The sequence below is a fragment of the Aeromonas sp. FDAARGOS 1410 genome (assembly GCF_019048745.1).
Lineage (GTDB): Bacteria > Pseudomonadota > Gammaproteobacteria > Enterobacterales > Aeromonadaceae > Aeromonas > Aeromonas jandaei.
Window position 1 is genome coordinate 1,267,090 of the sequence record NZ_CP077401.1, and the last position, 26,254, is coordinate 1,293,343.

27 protein-coding genes are annotated in these 26,254 nt (G+C 56.4%); 13 read left to right on the top strand and 14 right to left on the bottom strand.

What is annotated here, in order from left to right; translation table 11 throughout:
- Nucleotides 1-28 precede the first annotated feature (28 nt).
- The 5 genes from I6L40_RS06105 (at nt 29) to I6L40_RS06125 (ending at nt 4,599) form a co-directional block, all read left to right on the top strand.
- Nucleotides 29-181 carry a hypothetical protein gene (locus I6L40_RS06105; protein ID WP_104015791.1) on the top strand — a complete coding sequence of 51 codons (153 nt, stop codon included), beginning with the start codon at nt 29-31 and terminating at the stop codon, nt 179-181.
- A 379-nt stretch (nt 182-560) separates the two neighbouring features.
- Nucleotides 561-2,279, top strand: coding sequence for an acetolactate synthase 3 large subunit (locus I6L40_RS06110; protein ID WP_216995138.1), 1,719 nt, complete (start codon nt 561-563; stop codon nt 2,277-2,279).
- Complete coding sequence (gene ilvN / locus I6L40_RS06115) at nt 2,279-2,773, top strand: acetolactate synthase small subunit (RefSeq protein ID WP_005311605.1); 495 nt, start codon at nt 2,279-2,281, stop codon at nt 2,771-2,773. Before I6L40_RS06110 ends, ilvN begins: the two co-directional genes overlap by 1 nt.
- A 104-nt stretch (nt 2,774-2,877) precedes the next feature.
- Nucleotides 2,878-3,504: a LysE family translocator gene (locus I6L40_RS06120; RefSeq protein WP_047436232.1), complete on the top strand. Its 627-nt coding sequence runs from the start codon at nt 2,878-2,880 to the stop codon at nt 3,502-3,504.
- A 135-nt stretch (nt 3,505-3,639) separates the two neighbouring features.
- Entirely contained in the window at nt 3,640-4,599 is a 960-nt protein-coding gene (locus I6L40_RS06125; protein ID WP_042031819.1) for a LysR substrate-binding domain-containing protein, read from the top strand.
- A gap of 90 nt (nt 4,600-4,689) precedes the next feature.
- Here the strand turns inward: I6L40_RS06125 and I6L40_RS06130 are convergent, their stop codons facing one another.
- The 4 genes from I6L40_RS06130 to I6L40_RS06145 all read right to left on the bottom strand — a co-directional run bounded on the left by I6L40_RS06130 (nt 4,690) and on the right by I6L40_RS06145 (nt 8,275).
- Entirely contained in the window at nt 4,690-5,871 is a 1,182-nt protein-coding gene (locus I6L40_RS06130; RefSeq protein WP_071914397.1) for a M20 family metallopeptidase, read from the bottom strand.
- Entirely contained in the window at nt 5,871-6,320 is a 450-nt protein-coding gene (locus tag I6L40_RS06135) for a hypothetical protein (RefSeq protein ID WP_005349183.1), read from the bottom strand. The genes I6L40_RS06130 and I6L40_RS06135 overlap by 1 nt, the downstream gene beginning before the upstream one ends.
- Complete coding sequence (locus tag I6L40_RS06140; RefSeq protein ID WP_005339140.1) at nt 6,317-7,135, bottom strand: DUF3100 domain-containing protein; 819 nt, start codon at nt 7,133-7,135, stop codon at nt 6,317-6,319. Before I6L40_RS06140 ends, I6L40_RS06135 begins: the two co-directional genes overlap by 4 nt.
- Before the next feature lie 258 nt (nt 7,136-7,393).
- On the bottom strand, nt 7,394-8,275 hold the full coding sequence (locus I6L40_RS06145; protein WP_071914399.1) for a DMT family transporter: 882 nt from the start codon (nt 8,273-8,275) through the stop codon (nt 7,394-7,396).
- A gap of 269 nt (nt 8,276-8,544) precedes the next feature.
- Between I6L40_RS06145 and I6L40_RS06150 the strand changes: the two genes are divergently transcribed.
- Nucleotides 8,545-9,771 carry a site-specific integrase gene (locus I6L40_RS06150; RefSeq protein WP_254204083.1) on the top strand — a complete coding sequence of 409 codons (1,227 nt, stop codon included), beginning with the start codon at nt 8,545-8,547 and terminating at the stop codon, nt 9,769-9,771.
- Nucleotides 9,772-10,037: 266 nt separating this feature from the next.
- Here I6L40_RS06150 and I6L40_RS06155 read toward each other — a convergent pair whose 3' ends face one another.
- The 8 genes from I6L40_RS06155 to hcp1 form a co-directional block, all read right to left on the bottom strand.
- Nucleotides 10,038-11,405 (bottom strand): tetratricopeptide repeat protein, encoded by a 1,368-nt coding sequence (locus I6L40_RS06155; protein ID WP_216995140.1) that lies wholly within the window; start codon nt 11,403-11,405, stop codon nt 10,038-10,040.
- 132 nt (nt 11,406-11,537) lie between these two features.
- The gene (locus I6L40_RS06160) at nt 11,538-11,714 is read right to left on the bottom strand and encodes a hypothetical protein (protein ID WP_216995141.1); all 177 of its coding nucleotides are present in this window, start codon (nt 11,712-11,714) and stop codon (nt 11,538-11,540) included.
- Nucleotides 11,715-11,740: 26 nt separating this feature from the next.
- Nucleotides 11,741-12,442, bottom strand: coding sequence for a DUF2931 family protein (locus I6L40_RS06165; RefSeq protein ID WP_216995142.1), 702 nt, complete (start codon nt 12,440-12,442; stop codon nt 11,741-11,743).
- Nucleotides 12,442-14,391 (bottom strand): DUF2235 domain-containing protein, encoded by a 1,950-nt coding sequence (locus I6L40_RS06170; RefSeq protein WP_216995143.1) that lies wholly within the window; start codon nt 14,389-14,391, stop codon nt 12,442-12,444. Before I6L40_RS06170 ends, I6L40_RS06165 begins: the two co-directional genes overlap by 1 nt.
- Nucleotides 14,391-15,185, bottom strand: coding sequence for a DUF4123 domain-containing protein (locus I6L40_RS06175; RefSeq protein WP_216995144.1), 795 nt, complete (start codon nt 15,183-15,185; stop codon nt 14,391-14,393). Before I6L40_RS06175 ends, I6L40_RS06170 begins: the two co-directional genes overlap by 1 nt.
- Nucleotides 15,182-17,224, bottom strand: a complete 2,043-nt coding sequence (locus I6L40_RS06180) for a type VI secretion system tip protein VgrG (protein ID WP_216995145.1) — start codon at nt 17,222-17,224, stop codon at nt 15,182-15,184. The genes I6L40_RS06175 and I6L40_RS06180 overlap by 4 nt, the downstream gene beginning before the upstream one ends.
- Before the next feature lie 11 nt (nt 17,225-17,235).
- Nucleotides 17,236-17,523 carry a type VI secretion system PAAR protein gene (locus I6L40_RS06185; RefSeq protein ID WP_216995146.1) on the bottom strand — a complete coding sequence of 96 codons (288 nt, stop codon included), beginning with the start codon at nt 17,521-17,523 and terminating at the stop codon, nt 17,236-17,238.
- 182 nt (nt 17,524-17,705) lie between these two features.
- The gene (gene hcp1 / locus I6L40_RS06190; protein ID WP_005359949.1) at nt 17,706-18,224 is read right to left on the bottom strand and encodes a type VI secretion system effector Hcp1; all 519 of its coding nucleotides are present in this window, start codon (nt 18,222-18,224) and stop codon (nt 17,706-17,708) included.
- Nucleotides 18,225-18,590: 366 nt separating this feature from the next.
- Here hcp1 and I6L40_RS06195 point away from each other — a divergent pair, with 366 nt between their 5' ends.
- The gene (locus tag I6L40_RS06195) at nt 18,591-19,484 is read left to right on the top strand and encodes a hypothetical protein (RefSeq protein ID WP_216995147.1); all 894 of its coding nucleotides are present in this window, start codon (nt 18,591-18,593) and stop codon (nt 19,482-19,484) included.
- Between the two features lie 112 nt (nt 19,485-19,596).
- Here I6L40_RS06195 and I6L40_RS06200 read toward each other — a convergent pair whose 3' ends face one another.
- Both I6L40_RS06200 and I6L40_RS06205 read right to left on the bottom strand, forming a co-directional pair.
- Complete coding sequence (locus I6L40_RS06200) at nt 19,597-20,718, bottom strand: inovirus-type Gp2 protein (RefSeq protein ID WP_216995148.1); 1,122 nt, start codon at nt 20,716-20,718, stop codon at nt 19,597-19,599.
- Between the two features lie 258 nt (nt 20,719-20,976).
- Nucleotides 20,977-21,210, bottom strand: coding sequence for an AlpA family transcriptional regulator (locus I6L40_RS06205; RefSeq protein WP_080602820.1), 234 nt, complete (start codon nt 21,208-21,210; stop codon nt 20,977-20,979).
- A gap of 300 nt (nt 21,211-21,510) precedes the next feature.
- On the opposite strand from I6L40_RS06205, the gene I6L40_RS06210 reads away from it, so the two are divergent.
- The 6 genes from I6L40_RS06210 (at nt 21,511) to I6L40_RS06235 (ending at nt 26,245) form a co-directional block, all read left to right on the top strand.
- Nucleotides 21,511-22,688, top strand: a protein-coding gene (locus tag I6L40_RS06210; RefSeq protein WP_216995149.1) for an IS3 family transposase whose coding sequence is annotated in 2 segments (ribosomal slippage) — nt 21,511-21,769 and nt 21,769-22,688 — 1,179 coding nt in all. Because the reading frame shifts where the segments join, the coding sequence is not laid out codon by codon here.
- Nucleotides 22,689-23,403: 715 nt separating this feature from the next.
- Nucleotides 23,404-23,952 (top strand): recombinase family protein, encoded by a 549-nt coding sequence (locus I6L40_RS06215; RefSeq protein WP_216995150.1) that lies wholly within the window; start codon nt 23,404-23,406, stop codon nt 23,950-23,952.
- Nucleotides 23,953-24,133: 181 nt separating this feature from the next.
- On the top strand, nt 24,134-24,454 hold the full coding sequence (locus I6L40_RS06220) for a hypothetical protein (RefSeq protein WP_128297177.1): 321 nt from the start codon (nt 24,134-24,136) through the stop codon (nt 24,452-24,454).
- 10 nt (nt 24,455-24,464) lie between these two features.
- Nucleotides 24,465-25,253, top strand: coding sequence for a hypothetical protein (locus I6L40_RS06225; protein WP_203130893.1), 789 nt, complete (start codon nt 24,465-24,467; stop codon nt 25,251-25,253).
- 63 nt (nt 25,254-25,316) lie between these two features.
- The gene (locus tag I6L40_RS06230) at nt 25,317-25,793 is read left to right on the top strand and encodes a lecithin retinol acyltransferase family protein (RefSeq protein WP_069554323.1); all 477 of its coding nucleotides are present in this window, start codon (nt 25,317-25,319) and stop codon (nt 25,791-25,793) included.
- Nucleotides 25,794-25,819: 26 nt separating this feature from the next.
- Nucleotides 25,820-26,245, top strand: a complete 426-nt coding sequence (locus I6L40_RS06235; protein WP_216995151.1) for a DUF2787 domain-containing protein — start codon at nt 25,820-25,822, stop codon at nt 26,243-26,245.
- Nucleotides 26,246-26,254 lie beyond the last annotated feature (9 nt).

Sequence of the window (26,254 nt, forward strand, 5' to 3'; positions counted from 1 at the left end):
CGATCCCACCAAGGAGAGGATGGAGCAAATGCGCTTTACCAATGAAAACGGCGAAGTCATGAACCTGGCTGACAATCTCACCCTGCACGAACTGCTCGATATGGGTGTCAGCATCTCGGTCAGTGAAGAGACCGATCCGGATCAGCAGATCTGGTTGGCCGAGCCGGAAGATGACCACTAGGTCGCACTGCTGCCACAAAGCCCGCCACTGTCGGCGGGCTTTTTTATTGCCGTTTTTTCACCTGCCAGCACAATTCTCTGTCTATTAGCGTGACATCTTCCTGTTTCTGTCACCGCCGCTTTTATGGTCGGGCACTGTCTGAAATGTCTGACTGGCACCCGCCGACAAAGCCGTGGACAAGCGTTCATTGGCGGGTTAAGTTGGTTTTTCACCCGATTTTCGGGTCAATGATGGAAAAATCCTTTTTTTCTGCTGCCGACGGGGCTGAATTGGGCCGATCTGCCTTCAGATAACAACAAGAAACGGATCGGGCCGTGCCGGGAAGCACGGCATCGTCGGCGGGATTCGCTAAACGGAGCAAAGCCTGGAGGGCTTTATCATGGAGATGTTATCAGGCGCCCAGATGGTGGTTAGAGCGCTGGAGGATCAGGGAGTTGAGCACGTCTTTGGCTACCCTGGTGGCTCGGTGCTCGACATCTATGACGCTCTCTTCGAAAACGGCAAGATGGAGCATGTCTTGGTGCGGCACGAGCAGGCCGCAGTGCACATGGCTGACGGTTACGCCCGTTCCACCGGCAAGGTGGGGACAGTGCTGGTTACTTCCGGCCCGGGGGCAACCAACTGCATTACCGGTATTGCCACCGCCTATATGGATTCCATTCCGCTGGTGATCCTCTCCGGCCAGGTGCCGACCAGCATGATCGGTGAGGATGCGTTTCAGGAGACCGACATGATCGGTATCTCCCGTCCGGTGGTGAAGCACAGCTTCCTGTGCAAGAAAGCCAGCGACATTCCGGCCGCCATCAAGAAGGCCTATTACATTGCCGCCAGCGGCCGCCCGGGGCCGGTGGTGGTGGATCTGCCCAAAGATGTGCAGAATCCGAAGGAGAAATTCCCCTACGAATACCCCGAGACGGTCTCCCTGCGCTCCTACAACCCGACCAAGTCGGGCCACAAGGGCCAGATAAAGCGGGCCGCCAAGCTGCTGGTGGATGCCCAGCGCCCGGTCATGTACGTGGGTGGCGGCGCCATCAACGCCAACGCGGATCATCTGGTGCTCAAGCTGGCGGAGCTGCTGAACCTGCCGGTGACCACTACCCTGATGGGGTTGGGCGCCTTCCCGGGCACCCATCCGCAATCCATCGGCATGCTGGGGATGCACGGTACCTTCGAAGCCAACAAGACCATGCACAACTCGGATCTCATCTTCGCCGTGGGTGCCCGCTTCGATGACCGCGTCACCAACAACGTGGCCAAGTTCTGCCCCAATGCGACTGTGGTCCATATCGACATCGACCCCACCTCCATCTCCAAGACAGTGCAGGCCCATGTGCCCATCGTCGGCTCGGTGGAAACCGTGTTGGAGCAGATGCTTGAAGTGATCCGCGAGTGTGGCTTCGATAACGACAAGGAGGCGCTGGCGGACTGGTGGGGCCAGATCAACCAGTGGCGCTCCCGTCACTGCCTTGCCTACGAAAAGTCGGCTACCCAGATCAAGCCGCAGCAGGTGATCGAGACCCTCTACAAGGTGACGCAGGGTCAGGCGTTCGTTGCCTCCGACGTCGGCCAGCACCAGATGTTTGCCGCGCTCTACTACCCGTTTGCCAAACCGCGCCAGTGGATAAACTCGGGGGGCCTCGGCACCATGGGCTTCGGCATTCCGGCCGCCATGGGGGCCCAGTTTGCCAACCCGGATGCGGTGGTCTGCTGCGTCACCGGCGACGGCTCGGTGCAGATGAACATTCAGGAGCTCTCTACCTGCATGCAGTACGGGGTGCCCATCAAGATCATCTCCATCAACAACCGTGCGCTGGGCATGGTCAAGCAGTGGCAGAAGATGTTCTACGGCGGCCGTCACAGCCACTCCTACATGGAGTCCCTGCCGGACTTCGTCAAACTGGCGGAAGCCTACGGCCACGTCGGTATCGCGGTGAGCGATCCGGCCGAGCTGGAGAGCGCTATGGAGAAAGCCTTCGCCATGAAGGATCGGCTGGTGTTCATGGATATCTCGGTCGACCCGGATGAGCACGTCTATCCGATGCAGATCAAGTTTGGCGCCATGGACGAGATGTGGCTGAGCAAGACGGAGAGAACCTGATGAGACACATCATTTCAGTACTGCTGGAGAACGAATCCGGCGCCCTGAGCCGGGTGGTGGGTCTCTTCTCCCAGCGCGGCTACAACATCGAGACCCTGACGGTAGCGCCGACCGAGGATCCCACCCTGTCACGTATGACCATAGTCACCATGGGTGACGAGCGGGTGCTGGAGCAGATCCAGAAGCAGCTGCACAAGCTGGTGGATGTGCTCAAGGTGTGCGACCTGAGCGAAGGGGAGCATATCGAGCGGGAGATCGCGCTGGTCAAGGCGCGTGCCGCCGGTGGGGCCCGTGATGAGCTGAAACGGTTGGCGGATATCTTCCGTGGCCAGATCGTCGACGTCACCCCCGAGCAGTACACGGTACAGCTGGTGGGCACCAGCGAGAAGCTGGATGCCTTTATCAAGACTGCCGCCCAGACCAACGAGATCATCGAAGTGGTGCGCTCCGGCGTCTGCGGCATCTCGCGGGCGGACAAGGCGCTGCGGCCCTGATGGCTGGCGGGACAGCTGATGACACGTCAGCTGCCGCAGAGTGAAAGAAAAGAGGGCTCTGCGGAGCCCTTTTTGTTTGGTTTTTCTTTACGAGGGGAGGGGTGATGTTCGGTATTCATGATCTTGCACTGTTTATGGTCTCGGGGTTGCTGCTCAATATCATGCCAGGGCCGGACTCCCTGCTGGTCATGCTGCGCAGCGGCTCGCAAGGGTGGCGTGCCGGTTCGGTTGCGACGTTGGGCATCGGCACCGGTGTCATGGTGCATGTGCTGGCGGCGGCCCTCGGTCTGTCGGCCCTGCTCAGCGCGTCGGCCGAGCTGTTTGCCCTCATCAAGCTGGCTGGCGCCATCTACCTCATCTATCTGGGGTTCTCCCTGCTGCGCCAGCAAGCAACGGGTTCCATGGAGAGAGGGGCGACTCTGCCAGCCCTCTCCTATGGCCAGATTTACCGGCAGGGAGTGCTGACCAATGTGCTCAACCCCAAGGTGGCGCTCTTTTTCCTCGCCTTTGTGCCCCAGTTCATCGCACCGGATGCCCCCGACAAGGCGCTCGCCTTTATCCTGCTCGGCTGCATCTTCAATCTGGGCGGTATCATCTGGTGTCACCTGCTGGTCTTTACCACCGTCTATGCCAGCCACAGGGTACGCTTGTCACAGCGTCTCGGCCGCTGGCTCAACCGGGGCATCGGCACTCTGTTTGTCGGGCTCGGGATCAAGCTCGCCAGTGACTAGCGCGCGGCTTTCTGACCTGAGGCAGATTATCGTGCGCCACGCTGTGCTATGGTCGGCAGTCAGCTGCGGGGCCAGCCCCGCTCTCTCTTTTTCAGGTCAGCCCCACTGGCCGCAGCAGCGAGATCCCTTGCCCAGATGAACATCGCCCGGCTCAAGAACTTTACCGAGATCGTGAAGAACAACTTCAACATCTCGGCGACGGCGGAGAAGCTTTACACCTCCCAGCCCACCCTCAGCAAGCAGATGAAAATGCTGGAAGATGAGCTGGGACTCGCCCTCTTTACCCGCAAGGGGAAAAATCTGGTCGGCTTGACCAGCGCAGGCGAGCAGGTGATGGAGTTGGCCAAGGGGGTAGTGGCGCAGGTGGAGCAGATCAACCAGCTGTCGCTGGGGGAGCAACTGGCCACCAGCGGGGTGCTGCGTATCGCCACCACCCACACTCAGGCGCGCTACAAGCTGCCAGCGGTGATCACCGAGTTCAGCCGTCGTTATCCCGATGTGGCGATCCAGCTCCATCAGGGGGCGCCTGCCCAGCTGGCCCAGATGGTGCAAAGCGGCGATGTGGATATGGCGATCGCCACCGAGTCCATGTATCTGTTCGACGAGCTGGCTGCGGTGCCCTGTTATCGCTGGGGGCGCAGCGTGGTGGTGCCCCACGGTCATCCGCTGATCGACTGTCAGCCGCTGTCGATGGCCGATCTGGCCCGCTATCCCCTCATCACCTATGTGTTCGGCTTTACCGGCCGCTCCAAGATGGACAAAGCCTTCAGCCGCCACGGCCTCTCGCCGAAAACCGTGCTGACCGCCACCGATACCGATGTGATCAAGCACTACGTCCGGCTCGGGATGGGGGTCGGGGTGATTGCCAGTGTGGCCTTCGACGAGGGGGACAGGGAGGATCTGGTGAGCCTCAATATCGACCACCTGATCGCCTCGAGCGCCACCCACATCTGCCTGCGCAAACATGCCCATCTGCGCGACTACATGTACGACTTTATCCACCTCTACGCCCCCCATATCAGCCGGGAGACGGTGCAACTTCATCTGATCAATCAGCCGCCGACTGCCAATATGGCGGAGTTGCCGTGGCTCTAGCCGCAGGTTGTTTGTCGTACACAGAGCAAAAATACAGAGACAAAAAAAGAGAGGCCTTGGCCTCTCTTCTGGTTTTATCGGTATGCGGGATTAAGCGCTGCGGGTCGCCAGGTTGATAAAAATCTGGGCACCGACCAGCAGGCAGTCGTCATCGAGGTAGTAGGGATTTGCATGCAGGTAGTTGCAGATCCCCTTGGCCTGACAGCCGCTGCCGAGGAAGAACATGGCCCCCTTGCGGCCACGGCAGGCGTTGACCATGTAGCTGAAGTCTTCGCTGCCGGTCATCGGCTGACCCTGAGCGTTGATCCCTTCAGAAGGCAATACGTCGGCGGCCGCTTGCAGCAGACGGGCGCAGGCATCGGCGTGGTTCTCCACCGCCGGATACCCGGCATAGACCATCTTGGTCTTGAAGCCGCGCAGTTCGCTCTGGGCCACGATCTCCTTGAAGCTGTTCTTCAGGATCTGGTCGGTCTCGGCATCCATGGCACGGATGGTGCCGCGCGCCTGCACATGGTCGGCGATGGCGTTGGGGATGGTGCCGCCGTTGATCATGCCGCAGCCGAATACCGCCGGGCTGAACGGACTGGTGCGCTTGGCGACGATGTAGTCCATGTCCTCGATGATCCGCACCGCTTCACGGATGGCATCCAGCCCCTTGTGGGGGGTCGAGCCGTGGGCGGAGATGCCATGCACATCCAGCGTCCAGGCTGAGCCCCAGGAGGACATGACACCGTGGTTGAACTTGATGGTGCCGGTCTCCATGGCGCCGTCGTTATGGAGGGCATAGACCTCGTCCACCCCCTTCATGCAGCCCAGTTCAACCATCTTCTCGGCGCCCGGCACCCGCATATCCTCTTCCGCCATCTGGAAGATAAAGCGGACGTTGTACTGCAGGCGGGAGCGCTGTTCTGAGAGGAATTTGGCTGCGGTCAGGGCGATCGCCATATGGGAGTCGTGACCGCAGTTATGGGCCATTCCCTCGTGGGTCGATTTGAACGCAACGTCGCTCATGTCGTGCATCTCGAGGCCATCCATGTCGGCACGGAAGGCGATGGTCGGCAGTACCGGGTCAACCACCAGATCGCCGTGGAAACCGGTGAAGCCCGGATAGTCGGTGAGACGGTAGCCAAAGCCTGCCATCAGCTCGCGGCAGTAGGCCGAGGTCTTGAACTCGACGCCGGAGGCTTCCGGAATGGAGTGCAGGTGGTGGCGCACTTCCTGACTGAAGTCGCGCAGGGCCAGCAGGGCCGGTTCAATGTGGATGTTGTTCATCAGATGATCCCTTGGATGGAGAAGCCGAGCTGGGCCACCAGCGAGGCGCCGAAGAAGCAGCAGGTAGAGACGATCATGAAGATCAGGATCACTTTCCAGGACATCTTCTTCAGCTCTTCCAGCTGACCGCCCACCGAGAGACCGGCAAAGGCCAGCAGCGGTACGCAGCAGGAGAGGAAGGAGATCTTGGCGACGGCGTCGATAAAGAGGCCGCGCACCGGGGTCTCCGGCAGGCAGATGAGAATGCCGATGATGGTGGCATAGGCAAACGCCGGCAGGGAGGAGGGCAGGTAACGCTTGGCAATCAGCGAAGCGAACACCACCAGTGACATGGCGACGAAGCTGTCACCCATCAGCCAGAGCGGAGTGCCGGTGGTCAGGGTCTGGGTAAACATGGCCAGCAGGATCGCCAGAAAGACGAACCGCATATCCATTACGATGCTTTTCATGCTTTCTCTCCTTTGGCAGTCAGGGCATAGATTTTTTCAGCGAGCGGCAGACCCAGATAGGTAAGGGAGAGGGCACCGAGGGCAGACGAGAGCAGATTCGAGGCAGCCGCGATACTCAGCACCTGCTGAGCCAGTGCTTCGTCGAGACCGTTGATCAGGGCACCGGAGGCGGCACTCAGCATGGAGCCTGATCCCACGCCGGAACCGGCAGCCAGCGCCAGCGGGTGCAGGCCAGTGAGCGGGGCGATGCTGCCCAGCACGCTGAACCAGAGGGTGCCGATGACGGAGCCGCACAAGTAGATGGCCAGCACGCCGATGTACTCCTGAGAGCCGGTGCCGAACTTGCCCTGAATTACCGCGACGGACGGCTCACGGCTGATGGAGGAGCAGGCCCCGATGGCGCGGCGGCCAAAGCCGAACTTCACCGCCAGCGGAATGGCGATCAGGATCGGCAGCAGATTGCCAATCTCCTGCAGGAACAGCGGTACGCCGACGCTCAGGATCATCTTCAGGTTGGGGATGATCATCCCCGCATACTGGGTGCCCAGGATCAGCAGGCTGAAGCCCACCATCTTGCCGCAGAAGCCCTCTTCTTTTTCGGTGAAGAGCTGCTTCCAGCCGGGGATGCGATCCTTGACCGGTTTGGCGGAGACAATCATGCCGATGATGACGGCAAAGAGCATCGGCAGGATCGGGATGATGGCGATGCCGATCTTGATCTCCTGTTTGCCTATCAGGTACTGGGCCACAAAGATCAGCATGGCGGTTGCCAATATGCTGACCGTGACCGTCTTGAGGGGGCTGGTTTGCTGCATAGTTTTTTCTCTTGTTATTCCCATGTGTGGCCATCGTCAGGATTGTCCAGACCGATGATGGGGGCATGATAGGGAGGGGCGCGGGGGAGGAATGTGACCTTCATCAAGCTGGCCATATGGCATTTTTTCATGGGGTATGCCCTTTAACCCTATGGATACCAAGGGTTAAATGCCGTTAACAGAACGTCAGCATTGGCAGGACAAGATACGCAAACAGGAGGGAGATGGTGACACCGCCCTGCAGGGCGGTGACGCGTATCAGACGGGCGTGTTGAGCCGTGCACTGCGCAGCAGCAGGGGCAGTTGGTAAAGCACCAGGGCGCCGAGCAACAGTCCGGCTCCGGCCAGTTTGGCACCGCCGAGGGGTTCGCTATAGAAGAGGGTGCTCAGGATCAGGGTCCAGACCGGCTCCAGCAGCATCATCAGGGCTGCGTGAGCGGTAGTCATCTTGCTCAGTGCATGGGTGAGCAGCCAGTAGCGCAATGTGGTGGCGATCAAGACGCTCGCCGCAAACCAGCCCCAGATGCCGTGGCTGACTCCAGCCTCGGGCCACTGTTCGGTCAGCAGGGAGAGCAGGGTGCCGAGCAGACCGGTCATCGCCAGCTGGATGCAGGTGAGCCAGGTGGGGGCGATGGATTGGGCGAAGTGGCGATGGACGGCAAGCTGGATGCCGAGGGTGGTGGCCGCCGCCAGAAACCAGAACAGCGAGAGCGACACGCCCCAGTGGGTGCTGCTGGAGAGCAGCAGCAAACCGGCGATGGCGATGGGCAGGGTGAGCCAGTAGTGGCGGCCGGGTTTGGCCCGAAAGGCTGCCCAGGCGGCCAGTGGGGCCATCAGGGTCGCAACGCTCATGATAAAGGCGCCGCTGCCGAGCGCATCGCTCTGGCTGATGGCGGTGACCCACAGCAACAGGCTGGCGCCGAGCAGGATGCCACAACCGGCGGCGCGCACCATCTGGGCTCGGCTCGGCGGTGGCTCGCGCAACCAGGCCAGGGGGAGCAAAAGCAGGGCGGCCAGCAGAAAGCGGCTGCCGATAAAGGCGGCGGGCGGCAGTTCGCGGATCGCCTCTTTCGAGAAGAGCCAGCCGGCGGCGGCCAGCAGGGTGACCAGTACCATCAGCAGCAGGGGCGTGCGGTTCATAGCGCTTGTAGTGGGGAAGTGGGAAGGGGAGCATAAAGAAAGGCGCCGGGTATTACTACCCGGCGCCTTTCATCTTTGCCCTGTTCCGCTTGCGCGGCATCAGGCCAGCAATCAGTTCATGCCGTATTATCCTACCAGCAGTCCGATCAGGTATGTCTCAGTCCGATAGGTTTAGTTAAGTTGCTGATTTATATTGACTAGCTTTCCATTGATGTCTGATGCTATCTGAAGGGATGCAACATAAGTGTGGGTTCAAGTGTGGGTTCAAAATGGCAATTTCAGATTCAAAACTCAAAGCAATGCTGCGTGGTCACGATGATGATACGCCCAGAAAGGTTGCAGACAGGGATGGTCTATCTGTTCTGTGGAGAAATAGCGGAAAAGTCAGCTTCGTGTACCGCTATCGAATATTAGGCAAGGCAAAAAACCTGACTCTGGGCTCTTATACCGGCCTTGAGGGGGGACTGTCACTTTCCGAAGCAAGGAAAAAGGCGGCGCAATGTCGAGCTTGGTTGGAAGAGGGCAATGATCCCGCTTTGATGACGCGGATCGGGAAAGATGAAAGGCTTAAGCCTGTCACGGTGAAAGATGCACTCGAGTATTGGCTCTGCCATCACGCCGATAAGAAAAGGTCTAACAGTGAGAAGCATCGCCAGCAATTTGCGAAGTGGGTCTATCCCCGTATCGGCGATCTTCCTTTGTCAGATTGTGATACTCGTCACTGGTTGAGCGTCTTTGACGAGTACTCGAAGGTGGCTCCTGTGGCTAGTGGGTATTGTTTCCAAAACTGTAAGCATGCTCTTAAGTTTTGCCGTGTCAGACAGTTTGCAGTGAGTAAGGCGTTGGATGACTTGACAGTCGCTGATGTTGGGCAAAAAGCGAGTAAGCGAGATAGGGTTCTGACGTTAGAAGAGCTGCGAACACTATGGGAGTGGGCTGAGAAGCTAGGTCCAAATTGCTACTACGGAAATTTGGCCAAGATTCTGTTGTCGTTTGGTGCAAGAACTCAAGAAGCTCGGCTATCAGCCCCCGAAGAATGGAATCTAGTCGAAGGAACATGGACAGTACCAGCGTCCAACTCAAAAACAGGTAATAAAATCGTGAGACCAATACCTGATTTTATTCGGCCGACGATCGACGCCTTACTGAAAGCTGCCGCTGCACAGTCATCCCCATACTTGCTAGGGGAGCTCAAGCGACCAGAAGCGGTAAGTCAGTGGGGAAGGGGGATTTGGAAACGGATCGGGCATAGCACACCTTGGACGTGGCACGATTTGCGAAGGAGCTTAGCGACCCGGCTAAATGAGGCCGGGATCGCCCCTCATGTTGTGGAGCAGATATTGGGTCATGCCTTACCCGGAGTCATGGCTCACTATGTTCATACCGTTCGGTTACCGGAACAAAAAGTGGCCTTGGAGGTATGGGGGGAGCTCTTGAGTCCTTCGTTACAACACGAAGCCAATGTTCTGCATCTGCAAGTGAGGTCGAGCACCTAGCTCGATGCCTAGGCGACCAGCCACGGCTCATGGCTTTCGTTCCAGTTTTCGAGACTGGTGCAGTGAGTAGGACAACCCTAGGGACCTGGCTGAACGAGCACTAGCTCACACAGTGCAGAACAAGGTAGAGGCAGCTTACCACCGCACGGATTTGCTGGACTGACGTCGGCCCATGATGGATGCCTGGGTTGAGCTTGTATCTGGTAATTCACCAGCTAAATAGGAAAGAAGCGGCCTTGGTGGGCCGCTTCTTTCTATGTTCTTTTTTAGCTTTTCTTGGCAGGCGATAACATCTTGCCAAACCAGTGCTCAGAGAGTTTCTGCGCTTGTTTGACTTCCGGCTTGGTCATCGTGGCCTCGAGTTCATCACGGGCCCGTACAGCCTCAGGCATTCCTTCTGTCGCCGCCAGTGACAGCCAAGCATAGGCATGAACCCGGTTACGCGGAGCCCCTAGGCCTTCCTCTCGAAGTGTTCCCATTCGGTATTGGGCCTGGCGGTCGCCTTGCTGGGCTGCCAGACGATACTGCTTGAGAGCCAGCGCGTAATCTTCTTTGCCACCTTGTCCCAGACGCAGCATTTCACCGTAGGTGTACTGGGCGAGAATGTGTCCTTGTTGGGCTGCCTTAGCATAACTGGCTCTGGCCTGCGCCAGTTCCCCTTGCTTATGCTGTAACTCCGCCAGCTCGAACAATGCCTTTGGTACGCCACCGTTAGCTGCCTTCTCCAACCAGTAGACCTGCTGATCCCGATCCACCTGCTGCAAACTCAGTTGGTACTCGGCTTCATGGGAGCCATGCCCGGCGGCCAGCTCCAGCCAGTAGCGACCCAAGGCGGGGTCTGTAGAAACTTGTTCCCCTGCTAGATAAGCCATCCCTAGCCAGAGCTCAGCCTCAGCAGAGCCAGCTGTGGCAGCCCGCTGATAGGTAGCGAAAGCATTGGTGGGGGCGGCCTGTTTAGCTTGCAGCAACAAGGCGTCCGGTTGCTGTTGGGCGGCGGCTCTATCGTTCCAGCGCTGAGCGAGATCTGGTCGTTTGACTACCCCTTTACCTTGCGCATATCGCTCACCCAGCAGGTACTGGGCATCACGGTTACCCAGTTCTGCAGACCGCTCAAGCCACTTGATGGCATCCGTATCGGCCCCCGGTTGTGTGCTGTACCACCGGGCCAGGATCAACTGAGCTTCAGCATGATCCTGCTTAGCAGCCTGCTCGAACCAATCGAGGCATTCGCTCACCAGTTTGCCTTGATGCTGCTCTTGGCACATCAACCCCAGTCTGTAGCTGGCTTGGGTGTTGCCAAGGCGCGCTGAACGCTGCCACCACTGAGTAGCGAGTGCCGGATTTTTGGGCTCCCCGAGCCCGGCCTGGTACCAGTCACCCACTTGCCACGCGGCGCTGGCGCGGATCTGCTGATCGGCGGCCAAAGGGCCAGACTGCTCAGCGGCCTGCTGCATCCAGTGCATGGCATTGGGGTAATCGGGTTGGCTGGCCAGACGTTTGGCCAACTGATATTGGGCGCGGCCATCCCCTTGTTTTGCGGCTTGGGATAACTCGGCGTCAGTGAGTGACGTAGTAGAAGAGCAGGCTGCAAGCATGCTGGCTGTCAGTGCCAGCCATAAGGCTCGGTGTGTCATGGAAAAATCTTCGCAGAGTGAAAAAGTGATGGATGAGGTACTGCTGTATCACGGGCTAATCCGCTATGCTACGCAGCCACCTGATGGGCATACAGCTGATGCGGCGCCTTCCCTGGCCATTAGCCTTGCCTGTCAGGTGGTCTGTTGCAGGTGATCCTGATAGACCTTCTGCCACTTGGTATGTTCAGCCTTATCGCCCCTAGCCTGCCAGAAAGCACAGATGCTCTCAGCCAATTCTGCGGCCATGGCATGGTCGTTATCACGACGGCAAATCAGATACTGGGCCAGCCAGTTTTGGTACTGCTTCATTGATACCTCTTAAACCGAGATCCAAATCAATTGACTGGATCGGTATCCGTCTTAGGCTGTGCTGTGCGATAAGCATCCATGATCGGAGCCCAAGCCATTCCACTGGGAGGGGGATATTGCTTGTAGGTATTCGTGTAATCTTTGTCAAAACGTGCCCAAGCATTTTTAAACTGACTGGATAGAGGGTAACGTTGATCATAAGGGTCATCAGTGACCTCTTTAGCAATCCCCCTAGCCAGCAGGATATCAGGTGTCACTCTGACACTGGTTAAAAACGCTTCCACATAACCGCCGGTGGCCATACCTAAGCCAATGTTATCTCGACGTTCTTCACGCCACTCATCCCTCACCTTGATGCGATAAGGTTGTGCAATCATGCTTTCCAGCTCTGCTGGCAATGCCAAGCTAATGCGATAGCGTTTTTTGTCGTGAAATGAAATCCACTCCAGTTCCACCCGATCTGGAATTGGTCGTGTGGTATGGCTCCCTTTTGAAATACTCCAGCGATAGTCTTTTTCTTTTAACCCTTCAGCCCCAAAAAATCCGGCAGAACCATTCGTCGAAGCATCAACTAATTTACCCTGGCGATAAAAGAGTACCTCGGTCACCCATAGTTCATCTGAGTTGGAACCAACCATATGCCACCACTCCAAATTTTTGGGTGGGGTAGACGCGGCCTGACAAGCAGTGACTAGCGGCAACAACACCAGTAAGAGTATCCAGCGCATTAATAACCTCCCTTTTGATTACCCGTCAGCTTGCGGATCTCTTTGTCACCAACCCTATTGGGCTTGTTGACTAGCCCAGTATCTGCGCTGTAGTGCAAATAACTCAGCCGCAACTTTTGGTACACTTCGTCAGGTAAGCGTCGAGCCAAGTTGATCACCTCTCCGCGCCGTTTGGCCTCATCAACCCAGAGTTCATCGAGTTTGGCCAGGTTCACTGTGGGGTATGAAAGAGCGCTGCTGAGCATCAAATCCCGTCGAGTGGGGTCCCACTCTATAAATGGCGCTCCAGCATCCCGCGCCGCTTCCACTATCATGTGCAGCGGTATGCGTGAATATTCCCCCTCCACCACCCGGTGCAGCACCACATCGACGCTGATGTTTCTATGCCCCCCTGATTGACTGCCCGTGATCGGGCCCAGTGACCTAGGGCGCACATTCAGATAGCCAAGCCGAGTAGTGTCACTATGACTAGCCAGAGACACAACACCTTTGCCCCAGCCTTGTTCAGCCCGCATGTTTGCATAAGCTCTGGCATCCCGATATGCCTGGGCATCGGCTGGATGGACGTGCGGCAACTCATTGGAGCTGAAGGTCGCAATCACACAGTTTTCAGTGATGAGCGGTGAGGCGCCGTTGGGGTCGCGCAAACTCCAGCGGCTGTAATAGCCGCCACCGATGTCGGAGTGGGCGCCGGGAATAATCACTTCGGTAAAATTCTCCGCGAGTGCGGTGCCTGCTGCATCGTCTGTGATACGGGTCAAGTCAAAGTGATATCGCCACTCGTCAGCCGCCACGATATGCACTACTCGTTCAGCGCAGTCGGGGGCTAGCGTCACGTCACGTTTACCCCACAGATAGGAACTGACCACGGTATCAAACAGCCCGACAAACTGAATGCGCACATCGTCACGAGTCGCCCAGTCAAAGCCCTTCTTTAGAGGGATATCGGGGTCGGCGGCCATGGCTTCCACCAGAGGGTGATCGCCCTTCTGGTCGATACGGTTTACAAACTGGCGGGCAGCAGAAGCGCCCCGGCTAAAGCCAAAAACATCGAACTCGACCTTATGAATACATTCGATCGTGGGCAGTATTCGCTCCAGTTGTTTTTTGACCTCTGCCACAATTTGGGTTTGACAGGCCTGTTCAACCCGAACAGCACTAGAGGTATCACCCTTGTCTGCGGCAAGACCGGCTTTTGCATCGTTCTGCCCTTCGGTGGTGCCAATACCTTCAACATAAACAGCTACATTCAATTCGGACTTTGTCGGCAGCTTATATAGCTCCCTAGCCTTGCCAATATTGGTGATATCGTTCTTCTCGCTGTTATTGAGATCATCAGGCAACGCCCCTTCAAAACACTGCTCCAGCAATACCTGCTGCTCTTCCGGGCTGCATTGCGCCAAGGCTGTCTCCAATGCACTTTTACCTTCTCTGTGCTTGAAGGTGTTGTTGGCGGTGCCGTCAAAAAACACGCCAATACGCAGGGTGGTAAGCTGATAGCCCTTCACCTCGATTACATAGGAATGCTTGGTGATAAAGCGCGGCGGTTGGGCCTGCCCAGCTTTGTGTCCTTCCGGTAGCGGCTGTTCAGGGTCAGTAAGGCAAAGGTCGCCGGTGGCCACTTTGATATGCTCGCGCTTCACGTCACAGTGCCCCCAAAACTTCTCGGTGTAGGCGGGAACCTGACTGACCTCGCCCTTTTTGAGGGCTTCACGGGATTGGGCGGCTTTGAGCCAGGGTTGGGTCTCCAGCTTGACCGTCACCGGCCCCACCGCAAAGCCTTGTACCAGGGTTGGGCCGTCTTTTAGGGTCACGGTTTTGCTGGTGCCCGTGGCATCGGTCAAGGTGGCCTTTTGCCCCTTGAACGAGCGGTTCTGTTCGTCGCGAACGTCTATCTCAATCCAGCAGTTGTTCTTCTCACAGGGGATGCAGTAGGCACTGATAGCCATTACACGGCTCCTATCAAATCAGGGTGTTTGTTCAGCCAGTTATTCACCTGAGCCATTTCATCGTCGGTCAGCATCAACGGCGCTCTGATGGCATCCAGCGCCATGCTTGCCTGTAGCGTGAGCGCGCCAGCCACCACGCCATCAAGGACGTCACCTGTCAGCCCTGCTTGATTGGCCTGCTTGAGGACGGTGGTAATGGCGGCTTCCGGATTGGGATGATGCGTCATCATATCCTCCATCCGTTGCCAGAAGTGGCGAGAGAGGATGTAGGCGTGACGGCTTTCGTCATACAGCGGCGTCAGGTGGTGAGGCTGAATGCGAAACCAGGGGGCTTGGCGAGGAGTAAATTCGGTATCAGGTGTGCGCTGCCACGCACTGTCGTTGGCCCACAGGCTTAAGCAGGGCCCCAGGACATCATCAAGCTCCTGCTGGATCATAGTGGCCAGCATCTTGGGAAAGACTCGATTATCGGCATAGCGCAGCCACATCACATCCCCTTCGAAGGCCACTTCTATCAGGCTTTGCCAGTGCTGCTGGACGACATCGATAGCAGCATCGCTTGTGACGTAGATGCCGCCCAGTTGCGGGTGAGCTGCAATAAACTCGGGAGCTGGGTCAGGCAGTAGCCAGGGGCCTTGTTCTGCTTGGTCCGCAAACGCCGTGCCGGCAAACAAGGGGATAGCATTTGCACCACCATGGTTGCAGTAGTCCGCCACGGCGGTGGTATCGAGCGCGGCATCGACGATGGCAAACAGTTGGCCGGGATGTTGGCTACGCCACTCTTGAAAGGTCATGCCTTACCTCCCTGGGCAAAGGGGCAGGGCTTCACCAGCGGAGCCATGGATTCCATGCTCTTTTGAATCGCACTCGCAGGGATAGTGGCTGGTGGTGCGGGCGGCACCTTGACCGCCCCCGGCAAGCCGGGCATTTGACCCGCCCAACCGGAGCCCGAACCGGGACTACCGCCAGAGTTCATCTTGATGGTGGGACCGACCAGGGTGACGCCACTGGGGTCAACCTTCACAAAGCTGCCGCCGACCTTGAGGGTCAGCTCGGAGCCTGCTTCCAGCACAATCTTGTTACCGGCCTTGATGTGAACCTCTTGGCCAGCCTCAACCAGCAGCGACTGGGCCAGCTTTTGGTGCAGGGAAGCATCGACCGTCAGCGAGTAGTCCGCCTTGATGTGGTCGCGCTTCTCGCCTTCCACCGTAAGGTGGTCGTTGGCCTTGATGCGGGTGACCCGCTCGTTGTCGATGTCGCGGTGCTCGTCGTGTTTGATGTGCCAGGCTGCATCGTTCTCAATCGCTACGTTCAGGTCTTTCTGACCGTGGATGTAAATCTCTTCCTGCCCCGCCTGGTCTTCAAAACGCAGCTCGTTGAAACCCTCGCCCTGATGGGTCTCGGTGCGCAGCACGGTGCGAGTCTTGTTGGCGGGCAACTCATATGGCGGCCGGTTGGTGGCGTGGAAGGTGCGTCCTGTCACGATGGGTTGGTCGGGGTCACCTTCCAGAAACGAGACGATAACTTCGTGCCCGATGCGTGGGATGGCCATCATGCCATATTGGCCACCGGCCCAGCCTTGGGATACTCGTACCCAGCAGGAGCTCTGGTCGTTGGAGCTGCCGTAGCGGTCCCACGGGAATTGCAGCTTCACCCTGCCATGCTCGTCGCAGTAAATCTCCTCGCCCTCGGGGCCCACCACGATGGCGATTTGCGGGCCATCCACCATCGGCTTGTGGGGCGCCTCGGGGCTGCCGATGCGCGCCCGCCAGGTGGTACTCGCTTTGACCACTCCGAATTCGTTGTGGTAAACGGTCGGGCCGCTGCCGCCCTCTTCTTCCAGTGCCTGTGGCTGTTCGCCGGTATGGCGGATATGGACGATTTGCCAGTCGGTGTTGAGACTGCTGTTGGGGTGTTCGGTGAGCGAGAAAAACTGTCCCGGCAGTAAAGCTGCGCTGTTGGACTTGCCACTGCCCGCTACCGCGTCATTGCGCAGGGCATCCAACCGGTGCTGGGCAAACGCCTTGCCACTCGGGTCCTCTTTGTAACGGCCCGGATAGTCAAAGTGCTGGTAGGTATCGCGCTGGTGCTCCAGCTCTGCGCCCATTTTCTTCTGGGAGAGGCCATAAGCCGGGGTCTTGAAGCTGTAGTCTTTGAGCTCTACGTCAGAGGGGCGCACTGCCTCGCGGTAGTGGAACTGGCGCACGTAAGGGCCTTGTTCCAGCGAACGGTTGCCGAGGTTGAAGAAGAGCTCGGGGCCAGCGGTTAGGGCTGCGGCATCGTCAGCAAAGACGATGCGGTGTTTGCCTTGCTCAAACTCGTGGAAGTAGAACAAGCCCTCTTCGGCCGCGAGGCGATTCACGAAATCGAGGTCAGTTTCGCGGTACTGAACGCAGTATTCGCGCTGGGCGTGCTCATTCTTGAGCGCAAAGGCATAATCGGTAATGCCGTGCTCTTGCAGCAGGACGCTGAGGATTTCGTCGGGCTTTTGCGCCTGGAAGATGCGGGAGTTCTGGCGCAAGCCCAGTCGCCACAGGGCCGGTTTGACGTTGAGGCTGTAGTGGGTGCGGCGAAAGCCGCTGTCCCCTTGCGCAAAGTCGCTCACTACCCCGCATACCCGGCGCAGCAGCTCGCCGTTGTACCACACCAGCAGCTCGCACGGCTGGTCCAATACGGCGCCGAAATCGATGTCCGGTTGCTGGCTAGCTACCTCTAGGTGGAGGCTAAAGGGACGGTTCAAGCCCTCATCCAGTTTGAAGCTCGCGACCGCAAAGGTACTGTCAGCCAGTGCGCCGACCTTGACGGTGAATTGTAATCCTGTGCTCTGTGCCATGACCTTTTCCCTTATCCTGCTTGCCCACTGCCCGAACCAATCATCACACCACCACAATCCACCGCCGTGCCGGTGACAGCGATAGGCTTGCCGTTCACCAACACTGAGCCCACACCACCGGCAATGCTGCGTGGGTGGGGTGGATTGTTGGGCTTGTCGTGGGGCGCTAACGGGTCGCCCTGACGGGCCACTGGCTTACCATCGAGAAAGACATCAGGGCTGGCGGCTATCACCGGTGTCGGTGGAAAGCCATCGTGGTCGGTGCCGATGTCACCGAGCAGTGCAATGGAGGGACACATAACTCAAACCTCTTGTGTGCTTTGCCATCACTCCGCACCGAACGTCAGAACAGGGGGATGGCAAAACATAAAAGCCCCAGCCTGCGGGATTAATCAGGCTGGGGAAACATCTACGTGCTACGGATACGGACCACGTGGACAGCACTTCTAGAGAACTAAAACAAAGAAAGGAAAACGAGCCGTTACGCCTCGATGGGCGCGCGCCAGTCGTCCGCACCGGAAGTACCGGCAACGGTGTGCTCCCAGTCAATCTTGCGGTAAGCCATGGAGACCTGGATAAGCTGAGTGAAGTCAGACTTCGCCGGGTCCTGGCAGTGGGGCATCTGGCAGTCGATGTCAACGATGGTGGCATCGGTCAGTACGGTAGAGAAGAAGTGCTCCTGCTTGCCCTCAACGGAGGTGCGGTACCACTTCAGGGTCACTTTCGGCAGCATCTCGCCGGAAGCCAGCGCGTTGTACATCAGCGGCACGGCTTTGTTCAGGGCAACGGTGAACTTGAATGGCTTGTGGACACGCTGGCCAGCAGGCTGACCGGATTGCGGGTCGGTCGGTACGGTGACCTGGTGATTGAACTCTTGCACCAGCATCTCGTCTTCGTGGCCTTGTACGAAGATATTGCCGACGGAATCGGAGGTGAAAGCACCGGCGGTGATGTTGCCCTGGGTTTTACCTTCAATGCTGATATAACATGGAGTTGGCATGTGTATGCTCCTAAATAGGTTGGTTAAACGAGATAGCACTCGACCAACCTTTAGCAGCGACCATGCCACTTTTTTGTTCTGTTATTTATCAGCCACTTACCGCCCGCCCAACACCCCGCCCACTCAGCCCTGAGCAAACTTTCGCTCAAACTGCGCAGATGCCTTGGTAAAGGCTGCGCACGCAGTGATTTAATCTGCGTGATGAGCAATACGTTGCGCATCACAGCGCGATCCTTCTATCAAGCACTCATCTATACATAGGTGGCGTTTCGAGTGGGACCAGGCTCACACTTACACAACTTGGCCTTAACTGTCCGTTTTCGGTGTGGTACTCAGTAGAGCATGTAGTACCAACTGGGAACACACATGGAAACGACCAACCGTGATGACACTAAACTGCGCGATAAGCTCAAACACCTCCATGGTGCGGCACATGATCTAAAAAACAAGTTGCTCAAGTTTGGGTTTGTTTCCCGAGCCGACTTACTGCAAACGGCGAAGATCTGTAGCGTTCTTCTTCGTAACGAACGGCGGCTAAGTGCTTGGCAAATTCACGGTGAAGCGCCTAAGCCAACTGACTTACCTTTGTTTGAATCAGAAAAGGGGCACTATGTAAATTGCCCTAAAATCCTGATGCCTGCTCGCCTATATCTACGACTGGCCTACTTAGACTTCCGGCAGCAACGGTATGAGCAAGCATGGGTCAACCTCACCCAAGCCAGCTATTACATCGGTGTTGTCGATACTGCTTTTTACTTCCTCTCACTAAGCAAACAAGCACAGGCTCAACGGGGAGGAAACAAACTAGCCGAGGTTAAAGCACGAGCCCGAGAATTGCTTACAGAACTGCAGCCCAGTGGTAAGACAGCAGAAGGAGGCTTTAAAGGGTGGAACAAAGATGTCGACGCGGCTGCAAATGCCATCGCTAACAAACTGATAGAAGAAGTTAAGCTAGGTCAGCTTCGCTGGGGAAAAAACATCACGCCTGAAGACCAAAACGAACGAGAAGCCTACTTCACAGACCTCTCAAGTAAAGCACCCAAGAACCTCGAGCGCTGGCTCAAGCCTGGCGGCAGTTTACATTACGACTTTAAGCACAAAGATACCGCCCGCCCACCGCCAACTGTGCGTTCTGAAGCTGAGTTCTGTGCATGGTTGGATAGTTTATCGGTCAGCCCGATGAACATTACAGCCTCACAGGCTATCAAAGAGCATATTCCGGCGACGAAACAGTCCAGCGAATACTGGGACTGGGAATAGACCGCCCCTTGGCTTTGGTGGGTGGGGTCCTTTTGAGCTCATTTGGTGGCATGTGAACCCGCAGGAAAGGGCTGCTAGCTTAGGAAGCCTTGCCAGGCTTCCTTTCGACCCATCACTCACCTAGCAAGTTTTCCAGCTCACTCTCACTCCAGCAAAGGTACTTCCCTAGACGGCGATACTCGGGCCTGACATACGTCCGGTCACGCCCCCGACCAGGCTTGGCCTGGGTTTTGCTCGGGAGCTCTCCACGAAAGAATACTCTACCTGTGCCCCCTTTCGGCCCCTCCCCGGTGGGGGGCTTCATGTACAGTTCCGGCTTGGTCATATAGTCGATGACCAGCTCGAGGTTTTTGCGCAGCTTACTGTCCGTGTAGCGGATTAATCCGATCCCAGGCTCCTTGTAGCTGCGCTTGTAGTAATTGCAGTTGAAGTAACGTCCCTGCTCACCAGCCAGCTGTAACCAGTACTCCCCAATCTGCTGGGCGATAACAACATCCTCACGTCTCTCGGAGCCGTTGTAGATGAACATGCAGTGCAAGTGAAAACCCGTACGAGGAGCAAACTCCAACTTAGCCGCATACCCTACAAAGTCATCAAAGATACGGTTGTTCTTTCGGTTGTTCAGGAGTCGGCGAAACTGGCCGAGTAGCTGGTCTGGGGAGTGACGGAGTCTAAGTGGTCTCCGCTCCTGATAGTGCAAGTCAATACGTAGTACGAGCAGCTTCTGATGCCGCTCAAAGAGCGCATCAATATAACGGAGCAGGCTAGCACGATTCTTCTTGGGCCCCAGCATAAAGCGGTGTACAGCTTTACGATGATCCGGTGTGCTGAGCTTCTCACGTAATAGCGTTACGTACTCTTGGAGCCCTGCCTCCAACCGCTGTCTTGCAGCAGGGGGCAACGGAGCCGGTAACCGAAGCAGATCGACCAATTCCGCAGGCACCGGGTAGCCGAGGAATGTTTCCAGGTCAGGATGCAGTCGGAACTGTCTCATTGTCCTTAGCAGTGTAGAAGCCTCCAGCATAGGCTTTAGCCACTTACAAACGCGTTTAAACTCTCGATGCTCCCAAGCCTTTGGCTCTGTAGGCAGGAGATGAAACAACGCTTTGGAGAGCTTCTGAGCGCTCTTCAACGCGGTGCTAACCAATAGGTCTGGAGCGGCCTGATAATCCTCCCATTCTGAACTATGTGGAATAGCATGCAGCGATTTACGCGCTGCTTTATCTGCGCTCATATATGGTCCTCATGCTTTTAATGCGCATAGCTTACCCAGGGCTGTAATAAGTACAGCCTGTGTGTAACGTGTGGTTGTATTACGGCACTGTGGGTGCCGATATATGCCGTGTGGCAGGACTGCTATTAGATAGACACTGGTATAGAGATTAGGTAGATATCAAATAAACCCATATAGCTCTTGCTCTTGACGTCTGTAAATTACAGGCGGCCATACTCAATATGGCAAGCCTAGCCTTGCTTTTTGCCTACGCTGTTACTATTCAAAGTTAAGTGTTGACCAGCAGCTATTGTTGCGCCCCTCCAACCATGCGTCGATCTCATTACTCATCCACCCGACAACCATTCTTCCCAGCCTTTTCTTGGGAGGGAATGTACTGTCGAACCGAGGGGATTTTGGATTGGTCCAGTCATATAGGGTCGAGCGAGAGATACCCAATTTCTCTGCGACTTCTCGAACTCTGAGTAGCTTGTTTTGGCTGTGATTTGACATGTGAGCTTCCTTCCCGTTTGATGATGAGAAGGAGGGTAACGAGACTTTTTCGGTCACGCCAGCAGGCTTTTTCCCCAACCGGTTCAGGACGAAATTAAAGTGAAAAATGCACAAGTTAGGGTTCCAAACACCTACATACAAGTTAGTAAGCTCCAGTGATTACCTGCGCTGTAGAGCATTTCACGGGGGAGGCGCCCGGTGCATGGGGTCGTCACCGTAAGCGTAGACTGTAGTGGCATAGTGAATTTGGCCACCTGATTAGAGGTGATACTCTCACCTCATACACTGACAGGTGGCATGATGACGCAATCAAAAAGACGTACTTTTACTCCTCAGTTCAAACTCGAGTGCGCGCAGCTCGTCCTAGACCAGGGATACGCCATTCGCGCTGCCTGCGAAGCGATGGGCGTTAGCAAATCAGCCATGGAACTATGGGTGCGTCAATTACGTTCCGAGCGGGCTGGGAATTCTCCCAAGGCGACACCTCTGACTCCAGAACAACTTCGGATCCGTGAGCTAGAAAAGCGCTTACGTCGCTTGGAAGAGGAAAATACCATTCTAAAAAAGGCTACTGCTCTCTTGATGTCCGACTCCCTGAACAGTTCTCGCTAGTCGAGAAACTCAAGCAGAGCCATGCAGTTGCCCGTGTTTGCGAGGTGTTCGGGATCCACCGCAGCAGTTATAAATATTGGGCTGGCAGGGTAACGACCATTTCTCCCCAGCTTGTCGAACTGCGCAGCGAAATACGCCGTGCGTATGAACTCAGCAATGGGTCTGCTGGCGCACGCACGATAGCGGGGATCGTGACTGAGAGGGGATGGCCTCTCAGTCGTTATCGAGCAAGTAAGCTAATGAAAGTATTGGAATTAGTGAGTCGCCAGCAACCACAGCACAAGTACCGTAAGGCACAGCAAGAGCATGTCACTATCCCTAATTTACTGGAACGACAGTTTGCCGTGACGGCCCCCAATCAGGTGTGGTGCGGCGATGTGACGTACATCTGGACTGGCCAACGCTGGGGCTATCTGGCGGTAGTAATGGATTTGTTTGCCAGGAAACCGATTGGATGGTCGTTCTCGCTCGCACCTGATAGTGAGTTGACGATGAAGGCCCTGACCATGGCCTATGAGCAACGGGGACAACCACAGGGGGTGATGTTCCACTCTGATCAGGGCAGCCATTACAGCAGTCGTCGATATCAACAACTGTTATGGCGGTATCGGATAAAACCGAGCATGAGTCGACGAGGTAATTGCTGGGATAACGCGCCGATGGAGCGGCTATTTCGTAGTTTGAAAAGTGAATGGGTTCCTGAACATGGCTACAAAAAAGTGGTCGATGCCAGGGAGAGTATCAGTGAGTATTTGATGGGCTATTACAGCAACATTCGTCCCCATCACTACAACGGTGGTTTGACACCAAATGAATCCGAGCGGCAGTATTGGGCTGCTTATAAAACCGTGGCCAGTTTTACTTGACCACTACAGACAAAGGCATGGGATGTGGAACGCCCCCCGCTGTTTAGCTGTAACTAAAGCCCCTTACAAGCAGCAATCGGGATCATGTTACGACGGGCCTCTCGGCATAAAGGCGTAGGAAATAGTCGATGTGAAGTCCGATAACGCAAAGCCTTTACATTCTATATCTACCTAGCTAACAGGGTAGGTAATCACAGCCTATTGACTGTCAGATACCAAGTGGCTCGTTTCTATTGGCATTGCAGCCAATACATTTGTGCTTCTGTAAATATTTACGGATAAGGTATTGTAGCCTGCTCTTGCCTTAGTTGAGCTTCACGTGTCTTTATATACGAGCAAGTGTGTCAGCAATATCCCCCATGAATCTCACCTCGAGCATATCTCAAACACATATTACCGCCTGACGAATATGGGACACCGAACCCGCTACATCAGGAGACCCGTCATGACGAATTTAACCCTGCCCTTGAGCCAATTCCGGCCACTTACTTTCCTCCACCCATCAATGCCCTTTCTCACACCCTGCTCATCAGAACCACCACGGGATAGCGCTCACATAACGCTCTCATTTCAGCTTCAAAGACTGGCATTGAGTCAATAGGTCAGGCCCTTATGACTCACACGAAATCGGCACAATTTTCAGGTCAATAGGGTTTGTTTGGGGCTTTTGGCTGGTGGCGTCAGTGTACCCTGCCCTATTGACCAGGAGGAGACCATGGCACTGGTGGGTTATGCACGCGTGAGTACCGTCGGGCAGAGCCTGGATACCCAGCTTCAGGCACTGGCTGAGTGCAGCACGATTTTTCAGGAGAAGGTCAGCGGGGCCAGGGATGACCGCCCCCAATTAGCCCTGTTACTGAACTTTGTGCGTGAGGGGGATGTGGTGTTAGTCACCAAGCTCGATCGCTTGGCTCGCAACACCCGTCACCTGTTGGAGATCTCGGAGTACCTGCAAAGCAAGCGGGTGGCACTGAGGATTTTGAATTTGGGGATCAACACCTCGACCCCTACCGGCAAGCTGATGCTGACCATGATCGGCGCTATCGCCACCTTCGAGCGAGAGCTGATGCTGGAGCGGCAAGCCGAGGGGATTGAGTTGGCCAAACAGCGGGGGGTCTACAAGGGACGCAAACCGACCGCCATGGCCAAAGGCAATGAGGTGCTGGCGTTGCTGGCACGCGGGCTGACCAAAGCCGAGACCGCCAGGCAGGCGGGGATCAGCGTTTCCAGCGTACAGCGCATCCTCAAAGCAACTGAACAATAAACAAGGAGAGAACACCACGAAGACCAGCTCTATACCCCACATATCCGCCGAGCTTCACCTGATGCATTGATGGGGCTTTGCACTTCAGCCCGGCAACCGACTTCCCTTATTCCCCCTCTACATGACGGCTAGCGCTTTGGTGCTGGCAGGGGGGCCTTTTACGCACGATTGAGGAAATACCATGAAACGTTACTTTGTTATCGCGGGCCTGCTTTTTCTGGCCCTGACCATCAATATTGCCTGGACCGGCAAAGCTCCTTGGCTTGGATTCTGGGGGCTGACCGCCACCTTCGTGTTCGGCACGCTCTTCACTGGCGTTGGCATGTGTATCGGGGAGTGGTTTCGCCGCTTTACTCACCCGGACTGGATCTCGACCAGCGGTGCAGTCGAGACCTTCAAGGCCAAAGTGTTTTGGCTGATGGGGCCACAGGCCATCGGGGCACTGATCGGCTTTTTCGCCTTTCAGGGCTTTATGAACAATATCCTCGGCTATGCCGTGTAAGGAGTGTGGGATGCATCAATGGATAATAGCCCTGCTGGGCTTACTGCTGACGCCTGCCGTACTGGCATTTGGCGACCATGGCCGCTGGAACGATGGCTGGGGTCAGGGGGTGACGGAGTATTCGGCAACGGTCGACGACGAGACCTATCTCTATCTCTCATGCCGGATGGGCCAGCTTAGCCGCATCGAACTCAACCAAGCAGGCCAAGCACCTACTGAAACCGTTTGGCTACGCATCGATGGCCATACCTACCCCCCGCTACCGAGCATGGTGGCAGGGAATGACAGCAAGGCGTTCTATGACATGTGGGCCGCGCTGCGCACAGCCAAGTCGCTGCAAGCCATCACCCAGGATGACCGAACTGTTGAGCTGCCGGTAGCGGGTGTACAAGAGGCCCTGCCCGCTGCGACAGACGCTGCCTTTGGCTGCGCCTTCCCGGCTCCGGAGCCTGAGCCAGCCGCCGTCCCCTTGAACTTTGAACTTCGCGCACAACAGGGCGTACTGCAGGTTGTGTCTCGTAATGACCCTATCACGATTAATGACATCACCATCAACCGTGGCCAGTGTCAGTTGGTTCGGGAAGTGCCGAGTGATGATTGTGTCAGTGGTCGCGTTAAATGGCGTACCTGTCTCGACAGTAAAGACAGGGTGAAACCAGAGTACATCAAGCAGGTGTTCCCTGTTGCGATGAACTTTGGACAGCAAACTCGGTTCACCCTCAAGTCAACACCGCTGTGCCGAGTACTGGAGGTGGTTATTCATACCGACCGGGGAGATACCGGTTACACCTTCGAATGAGCCCACTCCACTTCGCTATGCCCGGTCTCGTACCGGGCTCTTTGTTTTCTAAAAGGAGCAGACATGAAACCTGGTGACCATCTGGTCGTAAGCCGATGGGGCTACGACCATCACGGTCTCTACGCGGGCAATAACCAAGTCATTCACTATACCGGCCCTTTCTCGAGTGAAGGCCCGGTGACTGGGCGGATTATTGTTTCATCGTTGGAGATATTTACAGGCAATGGCGACTGTTACCTGCGTGAATACAGCCACCGTTACTACAGCCCCAGCGAAAGTCTGGCGCGAGCGCATCAACGGCTGGGAGAGCGGGCCTACAACCTGCAGTTCAACAACTGCGAGCACTTCGTGACCTGGTGTATCCAGGGTGTGCACCACAGTGAGCAGGTAGACCAGGCGTGGAGTACCGTCTTGCTAGCCATCACGCTTGCACAAACGCCCCTGCCGCCGATCCGCACCACCGTGCCTACGTTCCCCGCACTACTCACACCGCTGACGAACAAGCTACCAACCTGGCTTCTGCCCTGGCGACTGCGCTAGTCCCAACCCTTTATGCGGAGAACTCCATGACCATTCCCTTTTTCCGGGACGGCTTTGCCCTGCCCGTTGCCCAAGCATTGCTGGTTCTGCTCGACCAGGAAGTCGCTAAAACCGAGCTCAATATCGAGCGCTTAACCCAACTGACCTTCAACTTTCGCAATCCCGACTACAGCGCCGAGCAAGGCGGCGTGCACCCAGTCGAGCTCCGCCTAATACGTGGCCTTGATGGCTGGCTGTTTGATTATGTCACCGACTTCAGTTATCAGGGGCTGGGTCCGGATGCAGAGCTCTGCAAGGAGCTCGACTTCAACTTCCTTGATGGTGAGCACTATCTGCAAGACTGGGGACCGCTGCCGCCAACAGAAGCCCATGAACTCTTTCACATGTGGCAAGGCGCTTTCCTCGCCTACGCGCAGTTGGGCTTTTTTACCGTCACCGTCAATGGTGATTGAGGGGGGCTG